Annotated in this window: 15 protein-coding genes and 1 tRNA gene; 12 read left to right on the plus strand and 4 right to left on the minus strand. The window is 59.1% G+C overall.

Annotated features, from left to right (window positions below; genetic code table 11):
- Positions 1 to 217: 217 nt before the first annotated feature.
- Entirely contained in the window at positions 218 to 3286 is a 3069-nt protein-coding gene (locus D3Y59_RS04295; RefSeq protein WP_162910536.1) for a M4 family metallopeptidase, read from the minus strand.
- Between the two features lie 329 nt (positions 3287 to 3615).
- Between D3Y59_RS04295 and D3Y59_RS04300 the strand changes: the two genes are divergently transcribed.
- The 4 genes from D3Y59_RS04300 to D3Y59_RS04315 all read left to right on the plus strand — a co-directional run bounded on the left by D3Y59_RS04300 (position 3616) and on the right by D3Y59_RS04315 (position 6387).
- Positions 3616 to 4722, plus strand: coding sequence for a porin (locus tag D3Y59_RS04300; RefSeq protein ID WP_119443934.1), 1107 nt, complete (start codon positions 3616 to 3618; stop codon positions 4720 to 4722).
- Between the two features lie 276 nt (positions 4723 to 4998).
- A tRNA-Thr gene (locus tag D3Y59_RS04305) sits at positions 4999 to 5071 on the plus strand.
- 160 nt (positions 5072 to 5231) lie between these two features.
- Positions 5232 to 6023, plus strand: a complete 792-nt coding sequence (locus D3Y59_RS04310; RefSeq protein WP_119446316.1) for a HipA family kinase — start codon at positions 5232 to 5234, stop codon at positions 6021 to 6023.
- Entirely contained in the window at positions 6001 to 6387 is a 387-nt protein-coding gene (locus tag D3Y59_RS04315; RefSeq protein ID WP_119443935.1) for a DUF3037 domain-containing protein, read from the plus strand. The genes D3Y59_RS04310 and D3Y59_RS04315 overlap by 23 nt, the downstream gene beginning before the upstream one ends.
- Positions 6388 to 6399: 12 nt before the next feature.
- Here the strand turns inward: D3Y59_RS04315 and D3Y59_RS04320 are convergent, their stop codons facing one another.
- Positions 6400 to 7119 (minus strand): M48 family metallopeptidase, encoded by a 720-nt coding sequence (locus tag D3Y59_RS04320; RefSeq protein WP_119443936.1) that lies wholly within the window; start codon positions 7117 to 7119, stop codon positions 6400 to 6402.
- Positions 7120 to 7383: 264 nt separating this feature from the next.
- Between D3Y59_RS04320 and D3Y59_RS04325 the strand changes: the two genes are divergently transcribed.
- Positions 7384 to 8226 (plus strand): oxidoreductase, encoded by an 843-nt coding sequence (locus D3Y59_RS04325; RefSeq protein ID WP_119443937.1) that lies wholly within the window; start codon positions 7384 to 7386, stop codon positions 8224 to 8226.
- A gap of 88 nt (positions 8227 to 8314) precedes the next feature.
- Here the strand turns inward: D3Y59_RS04325 and D3Y59_RS04330 are convergent, their stop codons facing one another.
- On the minus strand, positions 8315 to 9337 hold the full coding sequence (locus D3Y59_RS04330) for a class 1 fructose-bisphosphatase (protein ID WP_240410526.1): 1023 nt from the start codon (positions 9335 to 9337) through the stop codon (positions 8315 to 8317).
- A gap of 371 nt (positions 9338 to 9708) precedes the next feature.
- Here D3Y59_RS04330 and D3Y59_RS04335 point away from each other — a divergent pair, with 371 nt between their 5' ends.
- The 7 genes from D3Y59_RS04335 to D3Y59_RS04365 all read left to right on the plus strand — a co-directional run bounded on the left by D3Y59_RS04335 (position 9709) and on the right by D3Y59_RS04365 (position 18868).
- Positions 9709 to 10596 (plus strand): hypothetical protein, encoded by an 888-nt coding sequence (locus D3Y59_RS04335; protein ID WP_162910537.1) that lies wholly within the window; start codon positions 9709 to 9711, stop codon positions 10594 to 10596.
- Between the two features lie 285 nt (positions 10597 to 10881).
- Positions 10882 to 12111, plus strand: a complete 1230-nt coding sequence (locus D3Y59_RS04340; protein ID WP_119443940.1) for a hypothetical protein — start codon at positions 10882 to 10884, stop codon at positions 12109 to 12111.
- Between the two features lie 80 nt (positions 12112 to 12191).
- Positions 12192 to 12866, plus strand: coding sequence for an HD domain-containing protein (locus D3Y59_RS04345; protein ID WP_119443941.1), 675 nt, complete (start codon positions 12192 to 12194; stop codon positions 12864 to 12866).
- 70 nt (positions 12867 to 12936) lie between these two features.
- Entirely contained in the window at positions 12937 to 13179 is a 243-nt protein-coding gene (locus D3Y59_RS04350; protein ID WP_162910538.1) for a hypothetical protein, read from the plus strand.
- 111 nt (positions 13180 to 13290) lie between these two features.
- Entirely contained in the window at positions 13291 to 15840 is a 2550-nt protein-coding gene (gene gyrA / locus D3Y59_RS04355; RefSeq protein ID WP_119443943.1) for a DNA gyrase subunit A, read from the plus strand.
- A 69-nt stretch (positions 15841 to 15909) separates the two neighbouring features.
- The gene (locus D3Y59_RS04360; protein ID WP_119443944.1) at positions 15910 to 17031 is read left to right on the plus strand and encodes a tetratricopeptide repeat protein; all 1122 of its coding nucleotides are present in this window, start codon (positions 15910 to 15912) and stop codon (positions 17029 to 17031) included.
- A gap of 829 nt (positions 17032 to 17860) precedes the next feature.
- A complete protein-coding gene (locus D3Y59_RS04365; RefSeq protein ID WP_119443945.1) occupies positions 17861 to 18868 on the plus strand; it encodes a hypothetical protein in 1008 nt (335 codons plus the stop codon).
- A gap of 105 nt (positions 18869 to 18973) precedes the next feature.
- Here the strand turns inward: D3Y59_RS04365 and D3Y59_RS04370 are convergent, their stop codons facing one another.
- On the minus strand, positions 18974 to 20641 hold the full coding sequence (locus tag D3Y59_RS04370; protein WP_119443946.1) for an ArnT family glycosyltransferase: 1668 nt from the start codon (positions 20639 to 20641) through the stop codon (positions 18974 to 18976).
- Between the last annotated feature and the right edge of the window lie 69 nt (positions 20642 to 20710).

The raw sequence follows: 20710 nt of genomic DNA on the forward strand, positions 1-20710 counted from the left end.
ATGGCGCGGCGCATTTACTTGGCATAGTGTCTTAATCACAAGGAGCGCAATGTTGCTTATCAGTTCCGTAAGTAGTTCAAAGCGCTAGTTGTAAGCTCGACTTAATAAGATTAAACTGGTTTGTACAAATAAGAACTGTGAAACAACAAGGTTCACAAAAATGCCCGGCTCACCAAGGTAAGCCGGGCATTGCCATTAAGTGGCTAGCGTAGGGTGATTATAGTTTCACGACAGTACGAGTAGATGTACGTTGTTTGTCTGTGACTTTCAGCAAGTACGTGCCGGCTTTCATTGTGCTTAAATCAAGGCTATTTCGCGCGCCGCTTTTTAGCTTAACTGTTAGGACAGGTCTGCCGAGCATGTCGCAAAGGGTGGCCACGGCTTCAGCTTCCGTGGTTACTTGAAGGAGGTCGGAAGTCGGATTCGGATACACGCTAAAGCCCGGTATTGGCGGGGCTGCGTCCGGATGGGTGGAGGTGATAATGCGTTGCCCTTGCGAATACCAGATGCCCCACTTAGCATCGTCAATCAAAACTGATGGGTTGCCGGAAGGTGTGATTTTGTTAGGTTGTAGGGCACGCATAGCAACCACAGTATCACCAGACGTTGATAAAGCCGTGAACAAAAGCTTATCGTCGAGTTTGCTGAAGTTGGGCGTTCCTGCTGTGTTGCTGCCTTCGAAAATGGTGCCTTCGTCTCCGGTCTCTAGGTTAATGGCCAACACGGCGAACGGCGCTGTGGCAGTGGCATCGAAAAAATCGAGGGCCATAATATTAGGCGAGTTTTTGGCCAGAACAGGGTTCCCGATGCTAACGCCGGCTGGCAGGTTCTGTACCAGCTTCTGAATTTGTCCGTTGCCCCAAGTATTAGCGTTCTTGTCCCATACCTTGAGAAAACCGATGTCCCAGAAGTCGATATCTTGCCCTTGGGCGTTGCGAATTACATTGTATGCATCGTAAAGCAAGTACTCGCCCGAATAATCCCACTCGAGTGCATCGGCGAAGAGCACGCCGCCGCCGCGGGTACCGGCAGAGGTAGGGTTGTAGAGCTTGTATTTGACGGATTGGCCGGAGGCCAGATTGAATACATAAATGGATGTGTCCTGCGCGTTGGTGATGGCGGCAAGCTTGGTACCGTCTTTCGATAAGGCTGCGTTGTGCCAAATGGGTTGGTTCTGAATAACCGATTCGTTGAAGCTTCCGGTTAGTTGGATTGCGCGCAGGCGGTGCTGGGCATCAACAAACACGGCGGCAGTTCCGGCATCGTTCACGCTGGGTTTCGATATAGCTGCGGTGTTCGAAACCAGTTGGAAGCCTTGGCCCGCGGTGCTGCTGCGGTAGAAGGTGCCTGTAACAGTTGGGTTGGTATCGTACGACAAAATATAGTCCTGGCCGGGATTGACGGGCAACGAGCTGTGCGGCGGAGCCGCCACGCTGCCAACAATGCCAACGGCATCGAAGGCGGCAGTTACGGCAGTTACATCGGCCGAGCCGGCGCCGTAGAGGTCCGTGGCCGACTGTATAGCACCTACGCGAAGGTCGAGGAACTGGGAAGAGCGGGTGAGGTAAGTGGTTAGGGCCCGGTACCAGATCTGCTCGGCATGCTCGCGACCTAGGGCCGACGCTACCTTGTAAAAAGCCCAGTTTGGAATGCCGCTGTTGATGTGCACGCCACCATTGTCCTGTGAGCCGTTGTAGAACTCGTTCATGTGGCGGGGCTGAAAACCGGCATCGGCCAGCCCGGTGCCGCCGTTGTGCGGGTCTTGCATCGAGCGCAAGGCACCGCTCGGAAAGTAAGCGCGCCGCACCACATCTTCGCCAATCAGCCAGTCGCTGCGGTCCATCATGGAGCCGAATACATCGGCCATGCTTTCGTTGAGGGCGCCGCTTTGGCCTTGGTAAACCAAGTTGGCAGATTTCTCCACCACGCCGTGCGTCATTTCGTGGCCGGCTACGTCGAGGCTACCCGCCAACGGAGTGAAGCCGACATTGCCTTCGCCGTACGCGATGAATTTGCCGTTCCAGAAAGCATTGTCGAGGCCAGTACCGTCGTCGTCGGCAAGGCGCACAATGCTGATCATGGTGCCGCCGGCGCCATCGAGGGAGTTGCGGCCGAAAGTGCTGCGAAAGTAGTTGTAGGCCTGCGCGGCGTTGGCGTGGGCCGATATGGCCGATGGGTTGTTCCAGGTGTTGTTGGTGCTGCCCACATGCGAAAAGCTGGCATTGGTGCTGCGGGTATTGTTGGCATCCAGCGTAAGCAAAGCCCCTACGGGCCCATCGGGCATGCTCGAGCGCCCTAGGTTAAACATGGGCTGCGCACCGTCGATGAGGTAAAAGCGGTTGTTCCACTCGTAGGTGTTCACGGTGCGGGTCGTGCCGCTCAGGTCACGGGCCTGCGCCGTGCGCGGTCCGTTTGCGGTGCACGACGATTCGTATTGCTTGAGTACCGTGCCGGTGCGCGCGTCAACAAAAGTCTCCCAACGCTCCAGCAAGCTAGGCCGGGTGGTTACGTGCCACGTCAGTACGGGCGAGGTGTACGACTCGGGGTGGTAAATCACCAGCTGCGTGGCAGGTGCTGTATAATCAAGAAGGCGCTGCTGCTCGGCACTGAGCTGTGCCACGTGGGTTTTGCTGCGCAGCGCCAAGGAGGCCCTGTCGGCTGCGGCGGAGCCGGTTATTGCAGGCGTTACATCGGGCAGCGCGGAGGGCGTTTGGTAATGCCGCCCCGTAAACAGCTTAGGCTGGCCATCGGCGCCTAAGTGCACCACCACCTCAGCATTGTGCACAGGCAAGCCGCGCCAAGTTTGTTCGAGGCGCACGTGCGTTTGGCCGAGATTATCGTGCGTTACGGCCGTTACCCGAAACTCCTGCTCGGGGCGTTGCACTTGCAAATCGGCGCGGAGCTCACCTAGGAATGCGAATGCGGCAGCCTCGGCCGACAACGTGCTGCGTTGGAGCAATGCGCTGCCGGGCTTAGGCTTGGCGCTGATGAAAACCGGCAGGCCCGTTGCGGCGTCGCGCCACATCTGTACCGGGCCGAGTGTGCCGGACGAGGGCAAGGGGCGCGCCAAGGTAGCCAGCCGGGCCCCGGTCTGTGGCCGCGGGCCGGTGTTGCGTTGCATGCCCGCGAGTACCGAGCCATCGATGGTGCGGCTAATGCGCGGGTGGGCCACGGGTGTGCTTGCGCGGGTGCCGGATTTGAAACCAGCTGCTGATGTTTGGGCAAGCGCCGCGCTCAGGGTACAGCTTAGGGCCAGGCAGCTAGCCAGGCTAAAGGGTAGATTCATCGCTTTGATAAGTAACGGTGTAAACAGATGGTGAGAAAAGTCGGTGGTGAATGCGCTGTTCCACGGCACGGCGGCCCGAGCGAAAAGCCCCAGAAGTACCCGTGCCGTAGAGAAAGCAAAGATTTGGTTGTGCGCCGTGCCATTCAATAGCACGATGATGTGAGCGGCCTCACATATTCGGGGTCGGTAGCACAGCATAGCCGCTCAGCAAAGCCGTGCGCATATGCCCTCAATGCGCAATCTTTGGCCCGGCTAAGCGCCGTAACCCTATATGATGTGCCGCGGAGCCGGCAGCTTGTAAACCGAGGCCTGTAGGCAAATAGTGAGCTATGAGAAAAACCGTACCCTGGCTGTTGCTGGGCCTGGTGCTACCGGGCCTGGCCTGCGCGCAAGGCCAAGCCGAAGTTGTTGCGCCGGATTCGGCCAGTGCCCCAGCCAACCCGCTAACCTGGTTTGGCTACGCCGACGCGTACTGGGGCTACGACATAGCTAACCGCGGCCAGCAAAGGCCCTTTTTCGTGTACGCCCACAACCGTAACCACGAGTTTGCGCTCAACAACGCCATTTTGGGGGCGCGCTACGCCGATGCACACGTGCGCGGGGCGGTGGCGCTGCACGCCGGCACGTATGTGGAGGCCAACTACGCTGCCGAGCCGCAAGGCCTGCGGCACCTGTACGAGGCATATGCTGGCTTTCGGCCGTTGCCCAAAACTTGGCTCGACCTAGGGATTTTTCAATCGCATATCGGGTTCGAATCGGCCGTTAGCAAGGACAACTGGACGCTCACCCGCTCGCTGATGGCCGATAATTCGCCCTATTACGAGGCCGGCGCGCGCTTCAGCTACGAGCCTACTGCAAAACTTACGCTAGTGGCATTGGTGCTGAACGGTTGGCAAAACCTGCGCGACAACAACCGGGCAAAAGCCCTAGGTACGCAGGTGCTCTGGAAGCCCAACAGCAAGCTTACCCTCAATTCTAGCACGTTTTTCGGCAACGAACAGCCGCAGGACTCGATGCGTCGGCGGCGCGTGTTCCACAACGCATACGCAAGCTATGCGGCTACTCCGCGCCTGGCCGTGGCGGCGGTGTTCGATGCGGGGTGGCAACAACGGGCAACCCGCGGCGGCGACGCGTGGTTTACCGGGGCTGCCTTTCTGCGCTACCGGCTGCACAGCAACTGGAGTGCTACTGCGCGGGCTGAGTTTTACCGAGCCGCCCGCGGGGTAATTATCCGCTCGGCCGCACCCCGGCCGGGCGAGCCAACTGTAAACCTAACCGGAGCCTCCCTGAACTGCGACTATGCCCCGCACGCCGCGGTGCTGTGCCGGCTCGAAGGCCGGGTGCTGCGCAGCGCCCAGCCGTTGTTCGAAAACCGCAACCAGCAAGCAAGGAATTACTACGGCAACCTCACCGCCAGCCTTGCCGTCAGTTTTTAGGTGAAAACCTACACGAGGAGGGCCGGATTATTTCCGCAAACGCATGCCGACGCAAAAAAAATACCCTCCGGGCGGGGCTTATTGCCTGAGCTTGGGACTGCCTAAGTTTAGGCACGGTCGCTTGCTGATAAATAGCCGATTATGCTGGGCCGAACGGTATTTGATTCTCGCCCAAACCACCCTGTAACAGCCAGCATAGTCGGTTTGGGCGGCAGAAATTCTAGGTATTCGTTTGGTCTTTTCGCAATCAGCTATTAGGTTTGCGCCACATTTGACGCCTCCTTAGCTCAGCTGGTAGAGCAACTGACTTGTAATCAGTAGGTCGCTGGTTCGATCCCGGCAGGGGGCTCATCTACGTCGAACGCCCTTGTAAATCCATGATTTGCGAGGGCGTTTTTGCGTGGCAGGCCCTAGGTGCCATCATCGGTTTGTGGGCCCGGCACCCAAACGCTGCCGAGCTGCGTTTAACTGCTCGCGTTGTACGTCAATTGCATTTCACCGAGCCTGGCATGCCTCAACCCAACTTGCACCTTCGGAGCGTCGAGGTGGTACGCTACATCACGCCGCTGCGCGAAGGCGGTTCGCTGCCTGCGCTGGTAGAGGCCGACGACGGCTTTATGTACGTGCTGAAATTTCGGGGAGCGGGGCAAGGAACCAAGGCCCTCGTTGCCGAGCTGATCGTGGGAGAACTGGCGCGGGCCTTGGGTTTGCGCGTACCCGAGCTGGTATTTTGCCACCTCCACGAAGCATTTGGCCGCACCGAACCCGACGAAGAAATTCAGGACCTGTTGCGCTTCAGCACGGGCCTGAACCTAGGGCTGCACTTTTTGGCCGGCGCCAGCACCTACGATCCGCTGGTAAACACACCTGATGCCAAGCTGGCCTCGCAGGTGCTGTGGCTCGATTGCCTGACGCTGAACGTCGACCGCACCGCGCGCAACACCAACATGCTGATGTGGCACAAGGAACTCTGGCTGATTGACCACGGCGCGGCCCTGTATGTGCACCACACCGGCCCGGGTTGGGCCGATGCGCCGCGCCGCAGCTTTGCCCAGGTAAAAGACCACGTGCTGTTGCCGCAGGCCACGCAGCTGGCGGCCGTAAATGCCGAATGCCAACTGCTGCTCAGCCCCGAGCGCATCCGGGCTGTGGTTGCCTTGGTGCCCGACGAGTGGCTGAACGAGCCCGACCTCAGCCCCGACGAGCAGCGCAACGCGTACGTGCGGTTTCTGGAAAACCGCGTAGCCGCATCCGAAATCTTTGTTCAGGAAGCCGAGAATGCCCGACAAGCACTTGTTTGAGTACGCCGTGCTGCGCGTGGTGCCCCGCGTAGAGCGCGAAGAATTTCTGAACGTGGGCGTGATTGTGTATTGCCGCGCCCAAGGTTTTTTGGCTTGCCGCTACGAGGTGCCCGCAGCCCGCCTGCAAGCCTTTGCCGCTGCCGAGCTCGACCTGGCCGACGTGGCCGAACGGCTGCGCTCGTTTGAGCGCATTTGCGGCGGGCGCAAGGCGGGCGGGCCCATCGGGCAATTGGGCGTGGCCGAACGCTTCCGCTGGCTAACGGCTACGCGCAGCACCATTATCCAAACCTCGCCCGTGCACCCCGGCCTGTGCGCCGATGCCGCCACCGCCCTCGACCAGCTGTACGCGCAATTGGTGGGTTAGCGCCCTAGGTGGTTAGCAGGCATCGGGCTGGTGGCCGGCCCGCAGCGAGTGTTGGTTTAGCTCGCGGCGGTACTGGGCCCAATCGGGCAAAAAGCGGTCCATTAGCCCCCAAAAGCGCTGGTTGTGCAGGCGCTCGTGCAGGTGTACCAGCTCGTGCACCACCACGTAGGCCAGGCAGTGCGGCGGGTGCTTAATGAGCTCCAGGTTCAGCCAAATGCGCTTTGCCCGGATGTTGCAGGTGCCCCAGCGGGTTCTCATTTGTTTCACACCCCATTCGTGCACGCGCACGCCCACCACGGGCTGCCACTGAGCCAGTAGCAAGGGCAGTTGCTCTTTGATGCGGGCGCGGTACCACGCCGTGAGCAGCTGCTTGCGCTGGGCGGGGCTGGTGCCGGGTTTTTCGTACAGGTGCAGGGCGGTACCTTCCAGCCGAACGTGCGGAGTACCGTCGGTGGTGTGCAGCTGCAAGGTGTAGGGCTGCCCTAGGTAGTAATGCGTTTCGCCGGCCTGGTACTGCAGCGGCTGCGGCCGGGTTTGCTGCCGAAAGCGTTCCTGATGCTTCCGAATCCAGGGGCCGCGGGCTAGTACCAGTTGCCGGATGTCTTCTTCGGGCGTGCGCAGCGGCACGGCCACGCGCACGCGGCCGTCGGGGGCGTACACAGTAAGCCGCAGGGTGCGGATGTTTTTGCGCACTACCTCCACGGGAAGGTTATCGACGAGTAGCTCGGGCATGAATGATCGGCCAACTGATGCCAGCACCCGCAGCGGTTACGCGCCGCCTAGGTGCCAAACCGCAAAGCTACCCACGGCTCCCGAGCTCATCAGCTATATTTCCGCGCTAGTGGTTGTGTGGGCGTCATTAATTGACAATTGACGTAGGGTGCACACCAGCCTGCCGGGCCACTTTTGATTACCAAAACCTAGCGGGCAGTTACGGGGTTGAAAGCGCTACCCGCTTAATTAAGCCTTACCGCAACGAATAATCTTCCTTTCCGCATGGCAAATACATCCAAGCATTGGTTTATCACCGGCGTTAGCACCGGATTTGGGGCCGCGTTAGCCGACCTGCTGCTGAGTCGAGGCGACAAAGTAGCCGCGACTTTCCGCCAGCCGCAGCAGGCCGAAGCCTTCACGCAAAAAGCCGGCAACAACGGCGTGGGCCTGGTATGCGACGTAACCCACGAGGAGCAGGTGAAAGCCGCCGTAGCCGGCGCCATCGACGCCCTCGGCCACCTCGATGTGGTAGTGAACAACGCCGGGTACGGGTCGTTGGGCAGCATCGAGGAAATTTCGGCTGCCGAGGTGCAGCGCCAGTTTGAGGTGAACGTGTACGGACCCTTGCACGTGCTGCGGGCCGTGTTGCCGCACTTGCGCCAGCGCCGCAGCGGCCACATCATCAACATCACCAGCATTGGCGGACTCAAGACGTTTCCGGGCGTAGGCGTGTACAACGCCAGCAAGTTTGCGCTCGAAGCCATCGGCGAAAGCCTCGCGCAGCAGGTTGGGCCTTTGGGCATTCACGTCACCAACATCGAGCCCAGCGGCTTCCGCACCGACTGGGCCGGCCGTTCGGCCAACGTGGTTATCACCGCCATCGACGACTACCAGCGCACCGTAGGCGAAAACCTGAAGGGCATCCAGAGCTACAGCGGCAAGCAGCCCGGCGACCCGCAGCGGGCCGCTCAAATCATGTTCGATCTGGTGCGCCAGCCCAACCCGCCGCTGCACCTGCCCATTGGCAAAGCCGCCGTGCGTGGGGCCCGCGAAAAATTTATGGCCTTGTTGCAGGAGCTTGAAAGCCAGGCTGAGCTCGGTAACTCGGCCGATTTTCCGGAGTAAGCTAGCCACTCCGCATCAACCAACAAGGCCACACCCGGCATCGGGTGTGGCCTTGTTGGTTGATAGGCATTGACGGGATCTAGGGCGCCTACGCTTTGGTAGCTGTACTAGGCTGCAAAATTTTGCTGGTCAGCTCCTGCACCATGTTGCGCGAGCCGATGTAAAGCGGGCTGCGCTGCGCCAGGGCAGTGGGTATTACATCGAGCAGGCTTTCGCTGCCCGTGGAGGCTAGGCCGTCGGCTTGTACCACCAAGTAAGCCAGCGGCAGGCAATGCGTAACCACGCCGAGGGTTCCGTCCGGGGCCGCTTCCGTAGGCGGGCTTAGGTACACGCCGCCGGTAAGTAGCGTGCGGTGAAAGTCGGCCACCAACGAGCCCACGTAGCGGCTGCCGAAGCTGCGCTGCTTGCACTCGGTAAGGTATGCCTGAATGGGCTCGGGGTACTGCAAGGCAAGGCCTTCGTTGCAGGAATAGTTGTGGCCTTCGGCGGGGATGGTTATCTGCGGCTGCGAAAGGTAAAACTCGCCTAGCAACGGCTGGAAGGTGAAGGCCGCCACGCCCTGCCCGGTGGTATACACCAGCACGGTGCTGGCGCCGTAGAGCACGTAACCGGCCGCAACCAGTTTGTGTCCGCCTTGTAAGAAATCGGCAGGGGTAGCCGGCGTGCCCAGTCCCGACACGCGGCGGTAGATGCTGAACAGCGTACCTAGGCCTATGCTTGCGCCCGTGTCGCCGTCGAGGGCATCGAGGGTTACCGCGTAGGTGCCTAGGTGGTTGCCGGTACTTTGCAGGCTGCCGAGCTGTTCCGAAAGCACGGCGCAAACCTCGCTGCCGCGGCTTAGAGCGCGGGCAAAGCGGAGGTGCGCCGTTTCGGGTAGAGCTTCGGGCGTGGCGTGCAAAGGAGCGGCGCGCGCAATCATGCTCCACTGCGGCAGGCCGGCTTGGTTTACCTCATGGTTTACCAGCTTGGCTGCCAAGGCCAGGTCGCGAAGCAATTGCGAAAACTCCCCGGTGGCGGCCGGGAATTCGCCTTGCTTCTGCATAATGTAACGTTCGAGGGTAAGTCCTACGGGCAGGTCGAGGTCGTCGTCGTTCAGCATAAGCTGCAGCAAATCAGCGTGAGTAGTGGTAATACGGGGCCGGCGTGGCCGAAGATGAAGGCAGCCGCGAATTGGCCGATGGCAGCCGCGTTGGTCGCAAAAAACGTAAAAAAACTCCGCAAGTAATTGCCGGTGAAGTCGCACTGACCGGGCAGCGGCCATTGACTATGCCTGTGCCAGCTGCCTGGGGCCAAACCAGGCCGACTCACCTAGGGCAAGGGGCGGGGCTGAAGCCGGTTATCATAGGTGCGGGCTGCCTGTGCGGCGGGTCTGCTGTACCGTGGCCGGAGGGTTGTACGCCGCTGCGAATTTGAGCCCTTGCGCAACTCGCAGGCTGCAAGCGCAGTACTATGTTGATTGTTCAACCAAAACACATTCCCACCATGGCTAATTACGATCGGCACCGTGATGAAGACCGCGACAACCGCGGCCGCAATCAGTACTCGGATTACCAGAATCGGGACCGCAGCCGCTTCGGCGACGACCAATACCAGCGTGGCCAGAACCAGCAAGGCAGCGGGCGCTACAACCAGTCGGATGACGACGACAACACCCGCGGCGTAAGCGGCCGCTACGGCTACAGCTCGGGCTCGTCATCGTCGTCGTACGAGGGGCAGCGTGGCGGTGGCTACGGCCAAGGCCAGCCCCGCGACCTAGGGCGCTACGGCAACCAAAGCGGCATGCAAGGCAGCCAAGGCTACTCGGGCCGCAACAGCATGAGCAACTACGACCGCGACGACTACGGCCGCGGCATGAGCAACCGCCACGACGATTACAACCGCGGCAGCATGGGCGGCTACGACAACGACCGGCGGAGCGGAAACGCCTCGTCGTACGGCAGCTCGTCGGGCTATGACCGCTCCAACTACGGTTCGTCGCAGAGCTACGGCTCGGGCAGCAATTACGCGGGCGGCTACGGCAACCAGAACCGTTACGGCAACTCGGGCAGCATGCAGCAGGGGGGCTATGACAACCAAAGCGGCATGGACCAAGGCAGGAGGAATTATGGCTCGGCCGACGACTACAACCGCGGCAATATGAGCAACCGCGGCATGGGCAACTACGGCAGCAGCAACACCGGCGGCATGGGCTCGGGCCGCTCCAACTACGGCAACGACTACATCGATTCGAACTACGACGAAAACAGCCGTTACCGCACCAACCGCGACCACGACAACTACGACCGCGACAACGACCGGGGCGAACACCGCGGTTTTTTTGGGCGCATCGCCGATTGGTTTGAGAGCGACGACGACCGCAACCGCCGCTAAGCCGCCGGTCGCAAGCCAAATAAAGAAAGGCCCGGGCAATTGCCCGGGCCTTTTTGCGTGTTGCTGAGCTAAGAGCTAGGTATCACCTAGGGGCCTGGTGCGGCGGCGCATCAAACCCCGTAAAATTCAACGCCCCATCGGCCGAAGCCGACAGGGCGCGAAAGAATAGTTTTGGTGCCGTAAAGGTAAGCAAAGATTCGGAAGCCGCAACCCGGCCTTGTGCGGCGCTTTGTACGGCGGGTTTTGCGTTACTTCGTGCTTCCGATCATTGTTCGGCACACGTGCATGCAGCTTGTTGAAGTAAGTACGCCGGCCCACGCCCGCGAATTTTTGGAGTTTCCGCCCCGCGTTATCTACGCCCACGACCCGAACTACATCCGCCCGCTCGATCAGGATGTAAACGCGGTGTTCGACCCGGCCAAAAACAAGCTGCTGCGCAACGGCGAATGCCAGCGCTGGTTGCTGCTCAACCACGCCGGCCAGACCATCGGCCGGGTGGCGGCCTTTATCAACCGCGAGGCCGCTTTTCCGGCCGAGCCGGAGCCCAGCGCACCCGATTCTGCCGACCAGGCACCGGCTTCTTCTACAAAAGGCATCTTCCGCAAGATGGGCGGCATGGGCTTCTTCGAATGCATCGACGACCAGGCCGCGGCCAATGTGCTGCTCGATGCCTGCCGCGACTGGTTGGCCGCCCGCGGCATCGAGGGCATGGATGGCCCCATCAACTTCGGCGACCGGGACAAGTGGTGGGGGGTGCTCACGCAGAACTTCGGCTCGCCCATTTACGGAGCTAGCTACAACCCCGCCTACTACGAGCCGCTGCTGCGCACCTACGGGTTCCAGACGTTTTACAAGCAGGTAACGTATTCTCGCTCCGTGGCAGGCGAGCTGCACCCCTCCATCATGAAACGGGCCGAGCGCATTGCCCACGACCCGCGCTACGAGTTTCGGCACATGCGCCGGCGCGAGTGGCGCAAGTACGCGGCCGACTTCCGCGACGTGTACAACAAAGCCTGGGTAAAGCACGGCGTCAAGCCCATGTCGGAGGAAGCCTCGGTAAAGATCATGAAGAGCATGCTCGGCATTCTCGACGAGAAGCTGGTGTGGTTTGGCTACTACGACAAACAACCGATTTCCTTTTTCATCAGCCTGCCCGAAATCAACGAGGTTTTGCGCCGCTTCAACGGCAAGCTGGGGTGGTGGCAGAAAATCCAGTTCAAATACCACCAGCTGCGCAAAACCGTGAAGACCATGTTTGGGGTGGTGTTTGGGGTAGTGCCCGAACACCAACGCAAGGGCGTGGAGGCCGCTATGGTCTACGAATCGGCGCTGGTGATTCAGAAGCCCGGCGGCTTGCCCTACACCCACACTGTGCTGAATTGGATCGGCGACTTCAACCCAAAAATGATGTCGGTAGTGGAGCTGCTCGGCGCCACGCCCTGGCGCGAGCACCACACCTTGCGTTACTACTTCGACCGCACCCGTCCCTTTGAGCGGCACCCTGTCATCGACTAAGCCCTAGGTGCCCGGTGCATGCGGCGGCCTGGCCACCTAGGCCGGCCGGTGCCACCGGTGCCCCCACAACTGTTACTTGCATGCACGCACTTGCTCCCGATGAGCTGATTACGCGCACCGCCGCGTTTGTCGAAGAGAAATTTGCCTTCGAGGGCTCCGGCCACGATTGGGCGCACATCCGCCGGGTATGGCTGGGCGCGCGCGCATTTGCCCGGGCCGAAGGGGCCGATACCCTCGTAACCGAACTAGCCGCCCTGCTCCACGACATTGCCGATTGGAAGTTCCACGGCGGCGACGAAGAAGCCGGACCTAGGGCCGCGCACGCTTGGCTTAGCAGCCTAGGTGCCGATGAGGCGTTGATAGCCCGCGTCGAGCAGATCATTCGGGAGGTTTCGTTTAAGGGCGCCGGCGTGGCCACGCCCGCCAGCACCCCCGAGGCTGCCTGCGTGCAGGATGCCGACCGCCTCGATGCCATCGGGGCCATTGGCGTGGCGCGGGCGTTTGCCTACGGCGGGCACAAGGGCCGCGCCCTGCACGACCCCAGCGTACCGCCCGTGCAGCACGGGACATTCGCCGAGTACAAAAACAACGGCGGCCCCACCATCAACCATTTCTACGAAAAGCTCTTGCACCTGCGCGAGCGGCTTCATACCGCCGCGGCCCGCCGCGTGGCGGATGAGCGGCATGCTTTCATGGAGCAGTTCCTGGCGCAGTTTCTGCGGGAGTGGGAGGGAAGCGACTTGGAACGTGAATAAAAAGCCTGTTTATATCCAATTAACCGGCACAAAACCGGGTGTTTTTGCGTTGTTTTGTCGCAAGATGAAAATGGACTTTCGTTTGATTCGGCTTGGCTTGGTGCCCGGTATGTTGCTGCTTGCGCTGCTGGCCGGCTGCCGCACTTGCCCCATGGTTTCGTGCCACGTGCGCAAGGTGCACTACCACAACCAAGTGAAGTACCGCGGGCAACCGATCTACAAAAAGCAAAACCCCTCGATCGGTGAAAAGATCAAAGTGCACAACCAGCCCGACGGTAAAATGCACAACAACCGTAGCAAGCCAAAACCGTGATTACGCTAGGAAAAACGGCTTTTTTTCGGTATCTTGCCCTCTTAAATCCAACTTTAAACCGGGCGCCGCAACCTCAACAGTAAGAGGCGCGGTGGCCTTTCGTTTTGTCTAATGGCTGAAGGCGAAAAGATTATTCCCATCAACATTGAGGACGAGATGCGCGGCGCGTACATCGACTACTCGATGTCCGTTATCATCTCGCGTGCCTTGCCCGATGTGCGCGACGGCCTGAAGCCGGTGCACCGCCGTGTGCTTTACGGCATGAGCGAGCTGGGCGTATCCTACAACAAGGCATACAAGAAAAGCGCCCGTATCGTAGGGGAGGTGCTGGGTAAGTATCACCCGCACGGCGACTCCTCGGTATACGACACCATGGTGCGCATGGCGCAGGATTGGTCGTTGCGCTACCCGCTCGTCGATGGCCAGGGCAACTTCGGCTCCATCGACGGCGACTCGCCGGCGGCCATGCGTTACACCGAAGCCCGCCTCAAGCGCTTGGCCGATGAGCTGCTCGGCGACTTGGACAAGGACACGGTTGATTTCCAGGCTAACTTCGACGACTCGCTCGAGGAGCCCTCGGTAATGCCCGCCAAATTCCCGAACCTGCTGGTCAACGGCTCGTCGGGTATTGCCGTGGGTATGGCCACCAACATGGCGCCGCACAACCTCACGGAGGTAGTGGACGGCATCGTGGCTTACTTGGCCAACCCCGAGATTACCGTGCAGGAGCTGATGGAGTACGTGAAGGCTCCGGACTTCCCTACGGGTGGTGTCATTTACGGTTACGAAGGCGTACGCCAGGCCCTGGAAACGGGCCGGGGCCGCATCGTAATGCGCGCCAAAACGCACTTCGAAACCACGCCCACCGGCAAGGAGCAAATCATCGTTACCGAGGTTCCCTATATGGTGAACAAGGCGGCAATGATTCAGCGCACGGCCGAGCTGATCAACGAGAAAAAGATCGAGGGCATTTCGGACCTGCGCGACGAGTCGGACCGCGACGGTTTGCGCGTGGTGTACGACCTTAAGCGCGATGCTGTGCCACAGGTGGTGTTGAACAACCTGTTCAAGTACACCCAGCTGCAGTCGACGTTCGGCGTGAACAACGTGGCCCTGGTAAAAGGCCGCCCCATGACGCTGAACCTGCGCGATTTGATCGTGCACTTCGTGGAGCACCGCAGCGAGGTTATCATCCGCCGCACCAAGTTTGAGCTGGCCGAAGCCCAGAAGCGTGCCCACATCCTGGAGGGCCTGCTGATTGCGCTCGACCACCTCGACGAGGTTATTGCTCTCATTCGTTCGTCGCGCGACCCGGAACTGGCCCGTGCGCAGCTCATCGAGCGGTTTGCCTTGAGCGACGTGCAGGCCCGCGCGATTCTGGACATGCGTTTGCAGCGCCTCACCGGCCTCGAGCGCGACAAGATCGTGAACGAGTACCAGGAGCTGATGAAGCTCATCGACCACCTGAAGGCCGTGCTGGACTCGCCCGAAATGCAGCGCGACATTATCCGGACCGAGCTGAGCGACATTCGCGACCGGTACGGCGACTCGCGCCGCACCGAAATCGAGTACGCCGGCGGCGACATCGACTTTGAGTCGCTGATTGCCGAGGAATCGATGGTAATCACCATCTCCAACGAAGGCTACATCAAGCGCACCTCGCTCGATGAGTACCGTGCCCAGGGCCGCGGTGGCCTAGGTTCGCGCGGCGCTTCATCGAAGGAGGCCGACTTCACCGAGCACCTGTTTGTGGCATCCACCCACGACTTCCTGTTGCTCTTCACCGAAGGCGGCCGCTTGTACTGGATCAAAGCCTACGAACTGCCCGAGGGCGGTAAAGCAGCCAAAGGTCGTCCGATTCAGAACCTGATTCCGGAGTTGGCCAACGACCCGGTGCGTTCGGTACTGAACGTGCGCGATTTGCGCGACCCCGACTACGCCCAGAACAACTACCTGATGTTCTGCACGGAGCAGGGCACCGTGAAGAAAACCACGCTCGAGGCATACTCGCGCCCTCGTGCGGCCGGCATCAACGCCATCACCATCAACGAAGGCGACCGTCTGCTCGACGTGCAGCTCACGACGGGCAGCAGCGAGGTTATCCTGGCCTCCAAGCAAGGTCGAGCTGTTCGTTTTAACGAAGCCAATGTGCGCCCGATGGGCCGGACGGCGGCCGGTGTACGGGGTATCACCCTAGCCGAAGACGCGGACGACCGTGTGGTGGGTATGGTGTGCCTGGCCGACCCGAACAAGGAACTGCTGGTGGTATCGGAAACGGGTTACGGCAAGCGCAGCCCCATCGACGACTACCGCATTACCAACCGCGGCGCCAAAGGGGTAAGCACCCTGAAGGTGACCGAGAAAACCGGCGCGCTTGTTGCCATTAAAGATGTCAACGACGACGACGATCTGATGATCATCAACCGCTCGGGCATTACCATCCGTTTGCGCGTGGCTGATGTTCGCTCGATTGGCCGCGCCACGCAGGGCGTACGTCTGATCAAGATCAACGAAGGCGACGAGATTTCGTCGGTGGCGAAAGTAGCCGCCGAAGACAAAGAGCTGGAAGAGGCCGAGTTGGCCGTCGAACAGCAGGAGGGAAGCCCGCTGGAGCTGGCCTCCGAGCAACCCAACGATGTGGAAACCCTAGGTGCCGAGTAACCCTCGGCACTTGGGGCAACCCACAACCGCACTAAACTTTCACCACAGTATTCTCTTCTTCCAACTGCTATGAAGAAAACACTTCTGACGGTTCTGGCCGCGCTGGCTATTCAAGTGGCTTCGGCACAGAACTCGGCCGTTACCAATGCCATCCTCATGCAAAAGCAGGGCACGCTCGACAAGGCGCGCACTGAAATTGACAAGGCCATTACCCACGAAAAAACCAAGGACAAGGCCAAAACCTGGTACACCCGTGGCGAAATCTACGAGGGCATGGCCCAGAGCCCGATTTACGGCAAGGCGCTGCAACCCGGCGAAGGCACCAAAGTAGCGTTCGAATCGTATCAGAAAGCCATTGCGCTGGAAGGCAAAGACAGCGACTACGGCAAGCAGGCCACGCAGCGCCTCGAAAATATCTACGGCATCGCGTTGAACTCCGGCGTGGAAAGCTACAACGCGCAGAAGTACGACGACGCGTTGGCTTCGTACCGCATGGCGCAGCAGATTAAGCCGCAAGACACCACCGCTTTGCTGTACGCTGCCTACGCCGCCGAGGCCAAGCAAGACCTAGGGCAGGCCAAGGAAAACTACGGCAAGCTGATGGCCATCAACTACAAGTCGCCGCAGATGTACGGCCGCTTGCTGCAAATTGCTCGCCAAGAGAAGAACGAAGCGGAAGCCAACAAAGTCATTCAGCAAGCTTTGGTTGCTTACCCGAACAACAAGCAGTTCTTGCTCGAAGATCTAAACATCGCTCTGAGCTCGGGCCGCGGGCCGCAGGCAATCGAGAAAATTCAGAAGGCCATTGCCGCCGATCCGAACAACTCGAACTTGTACTCGGTGCTCGGCTCGGTACACGAGCAGAACAAGCAGCCGGAGCAAGCCTTGGCGGCTCACAAAAAAGCCGTTGAGCTAGACCCGAAGAACTTCGACTCGCAGTTCAACATCGGTGTTTATTACTTCAACAAAGGCGCCGATATCTTCAAAACCGTTAACAAGATGGATTTGAAGACTTACCAGGCCAAAGGCAAGACCATGGAAGCCAACGGCAAGAAGTTTATGGAACAGGCTATTCCGTACTTCGAAACCGCCATGCAGCTCAACCCGAACGAAGCAGGCGTGCGCAACGCGCTTCAGAAAGCTTACACTAGCGTTGGCCGCAAAGCCGATGCTGAGAAGTTGATGAAATAGGGCCTAGGCCCGAAGCAGCCCAGTCGGTAAATTGGGCTGCTTTTTAAAAGCATTACTTAACATAATATAAATTATAACACTAATGTTATTTAGTTCATCTGGGGCTACTATTCGCTGTTTTACATGTCATTGGCATGTGTCGCTGCTCGTGCAGCTACTATGTTCATTGGTGTTGGATTCACTTTACACCTAATCTGTATCTATCTAGTCGCATTCTTTGGTTCGTTTCACCCTTGTTGTGTGTTGGAATTTGCGCTGGTCACTCAAGCCACGTTGGCTGGGCTCTTCTTTGAATTAATTGGCTAATCGCCATACGTTTTGTCTGTTAGATGAATACTCACGGCTTTTGACACCCGTGCTTGATGGAGTAGTTTGACACCCACCTGCAAGTCTGTTTAATCTGAGCTTACTTGTTTTTCAACCTTACTGAGCTAATTACCAATTTACGTTCGGTTTCTTCAGGCTATTGTGACTTGATTTCTGCTTGGTCTGTGTGTCAAGCGGAGCATGGCCCCTTTTATTTAAGGCATTTTGCGCTTGTCTACATCGATTACTTATTAGCAGGCATTAAAACGTATGCAGCAACCAATTGACTTAATAGACGGCGTTTATTCCTTATTAGACGGGCTGTGGTGCTAATCTCCCTCCTGCTTCCCGCCCTACGTTAGATAGATTTTTATTCTGTTACATGTATTCCTTTTGGGTATATATCATTTCTATACCCTATTAGCATATGAAAGTATAAAAAGCAAAAAATAGCATATAATTTTTATTACTTTTAGTGCTTTTTATTACTAATTTCCTTATATTTACTACCACACTATATAATATGCCTAAGACCATAGACTACCCCCGAACTACATACCTTTCAGCTTGGGAGGTCTCAGAAATCGTTGATGACACTGGTGGCAAGTGCTCTATTGACGCATGTGCCCGTAAGCTCAACCGAAAAGTGAGCGGTAGCTTCAAGGCTATCCTGGGTTCGGCTGTTAAGTTTGGTTTACTTACCAGCAAACGAGAGATGCTTACAACCACCAATTTGTTTAGGCGGATAAAACACGCCTACGACAAACAGGAGGAGAAAATCTTTCATCGCGAGGCATTCTTGCATCCGCCGCTGTTCGCGCACATATGCCGCAAGTTTCGTAACCGCGAATTGCCCGTGCATATGTTTGATGTGATGCTGGTAAGGGAGTTTGGCGTAGAAGAAATCAACGCCCAAAACGTTGCACGAGCCTTCGTTGAAGGCGCTCGAATGGTTGATGTGCTAGACGAACGCAACATTATAGCCGACATCGACCAGATGGCCCAGGCCGTTCCGCGCAGGGATATTGCCAGCCCGGAGATGAATTTGAATCTCTTCCGTCCGGATGAAGATAAACCGGCGTTGAGCCCGGCTGTTACTTCCGGCTACTCGAATGCTACCAGCACCGACGCGGTTTCAAGTTTGTTTGGACTAAGCCCGGGGGTAACTCCCGTGGCGCCGGCAGTACCGCCGCAGGTTGGAACAAGCAATGGCGTACCATATATGACGCCGTCGACGCATGCGCAGGCTGCCTCCGCGAATGTCCGCGTGGGCAATACAATGGCAGCGGCACCTGCTACACAGACCGAGGCCCCAGTATATAATGCAGTGCCTGTAGCAAACGCCGCTGTACCGCCCCAGCATGAACACGTACCTGCGATTGATACCGCGCCAGCAGAAACCCATTCCGCCTCTTATGCCATTCGGATTACGGGGCCTGGGTTGGACAGCCAGTTATCGGTGCAAGACGAAGCCGACTTAGCGATTGTGCATGCGCTCTTGGAAAAGATACGCAAGCACTTGCCTAGGTAGCCTACAGGGACGTGAATAACCGGGGCGGCATGAATGGGCACTACCTACCCTACCGCCGCTCCATTCATTTACTCCTGGAACATTATTATGTTAAGCAGGGCGTTGCTAACGCTCCATTACTAAGTTCAGGTACCACTTGCCGTCGGAATGGCGGTTCCCTAGGTTAAAGCTGTCGAGGGTACAAACCCGGAAGCGTTGCTGCCACGATTTCGGTACTGCCGCTTCGGCGCGCTGAGCGGCGTATACCATGACGGGCAAACGCCGGAACGGAATGGTGTCGGGTGACGCAGAAATGAGCGGCACTGCCCTACCGGCTCCCCAAACCCATTTCACCTGCATGGGACTCAGCGCGTACACCGGCAGGTTGCGGAGCTCTGGATGCTCGGCCACCACTACCGCTTGCGGGCGAAGACCAGCCTCCTGCCGGCGGGCGCGCCATTCGGTATAGGCAGGCAACAGCAAAGCGGTTACGGTTACCACTGCTGCAACACTGGCCACCACAGCGCCGGCTGCCATACGCCTAGGTAGTGCCAGCGCAAGCCCGGCAAACAGGGCCATACAAACCCCACCCACAGCCCAGAACCGGACCGACGCAGGTTCGAAGGAGGGTAATTTTGCCCAGGCCAAGGCAAGCGGCGTACACAGGCAAGCCAAGGCCAACACCCCTACCCATGCCCGCAGCAACCATGTGTCGGGGCGCCGGAGCTGTAGCTGGCTCACGGAAAGCCAATGGCGCAAGAGCCCGGCCACCAACAAAGCCAGCGGCGGCAGCACCGGCAACAGGTACCGTTCTTTCTTCTCGGGCACCACCGAGAGCAACGCAACCGTCAGCAGTGCCCAGGCCACGGCGAAGGCATACGGCACGTAGGGTTGGCACCGGGGCCGGGCGTACGGCCAAACCAACGCCCCTAGGGCCGCCAACGCCCACAGCCCCATAAAAACCGGAAAATTCAGGTAGTACCAAAGCGGCTGCACGTGCCGGCTGGCCCACGAGCTGCTTTCGGTTTGCGCTACCTGCGCCGCCTCGGCGGCGTGGTGCAAGTACACATACAAGGGCCACGCCCCCGCTACCAGCACGCCCACGGCCGCCATAACCAACAGGCCCGCTTTACAACGGCGCAGGTTGGCTGAATCGAATTTCCAGAGGTAAGCCAACGCAAAGGGCAGCACCATGCCGTAGAGGGCCACCGGGCCCTTGCTGAGCGCTGATAAACCTAACAGCACACCCGCCAGCCCAAACCACCCCCACCCGTAGGCGGGTTGCTCGAGCCCCCGTGCAAAGGCCGCCAGAGCGCCGGTGGCAAAGCAGTACGCATACACGTCCCACCCGTTGCCGTCGCGGCCTACGGTGAGCAGCAGCAACGAGCTGGCCAACACCAGCGCCGCCAGCCAAGCGGTGCGGCCTGCGTCGGCGGGCGGGGTAAGCTGGCGGGCCAGGGCCCAGAAAAACAACACCAGCAGGCAGGCCCCCACAGCCGAAGGCAAACGCAGCAGCCCTAGGTCGGTGGTGTTGCCGGTAAGCTGCATCACCCCTGCCACCAGCCAGGTTGGCAACGGCGGCTTGGCAAGGCGAAGCTCCCCATTAAGGGTTGGCAGGAGCCACGAGCCGCCAGCGTGCATCTCGCGGGCGGCCACAAAATTGCGCGCCTCCATCAGGCCTATTTCGGGCGCGCCTAGCTCGGCAAACAACCCAAACCCAAGCACCAGCCCCAACACAACCCACTGCACCCAGCGGCGCGGCCAGCCCGCCGCCGCAAACAAAGTGTTGCCCATAGTTATTTAGCTGCCTGCCGTTAGTACGAAACTCGTGCGTAAAAGCTGCGCAGTGCCCACGCTAGGCGG

The organism is Hymenobacter oligotrophus, assembly GCF_003574965.1.
In the GTDB taxonomy this organism is placed as follows: Bacteria; Bacteroidota; Bacteroidia; order Cytophagales; family Hymenobacteraceae; genus Solirubrum; species Solirubrum oligotrophum.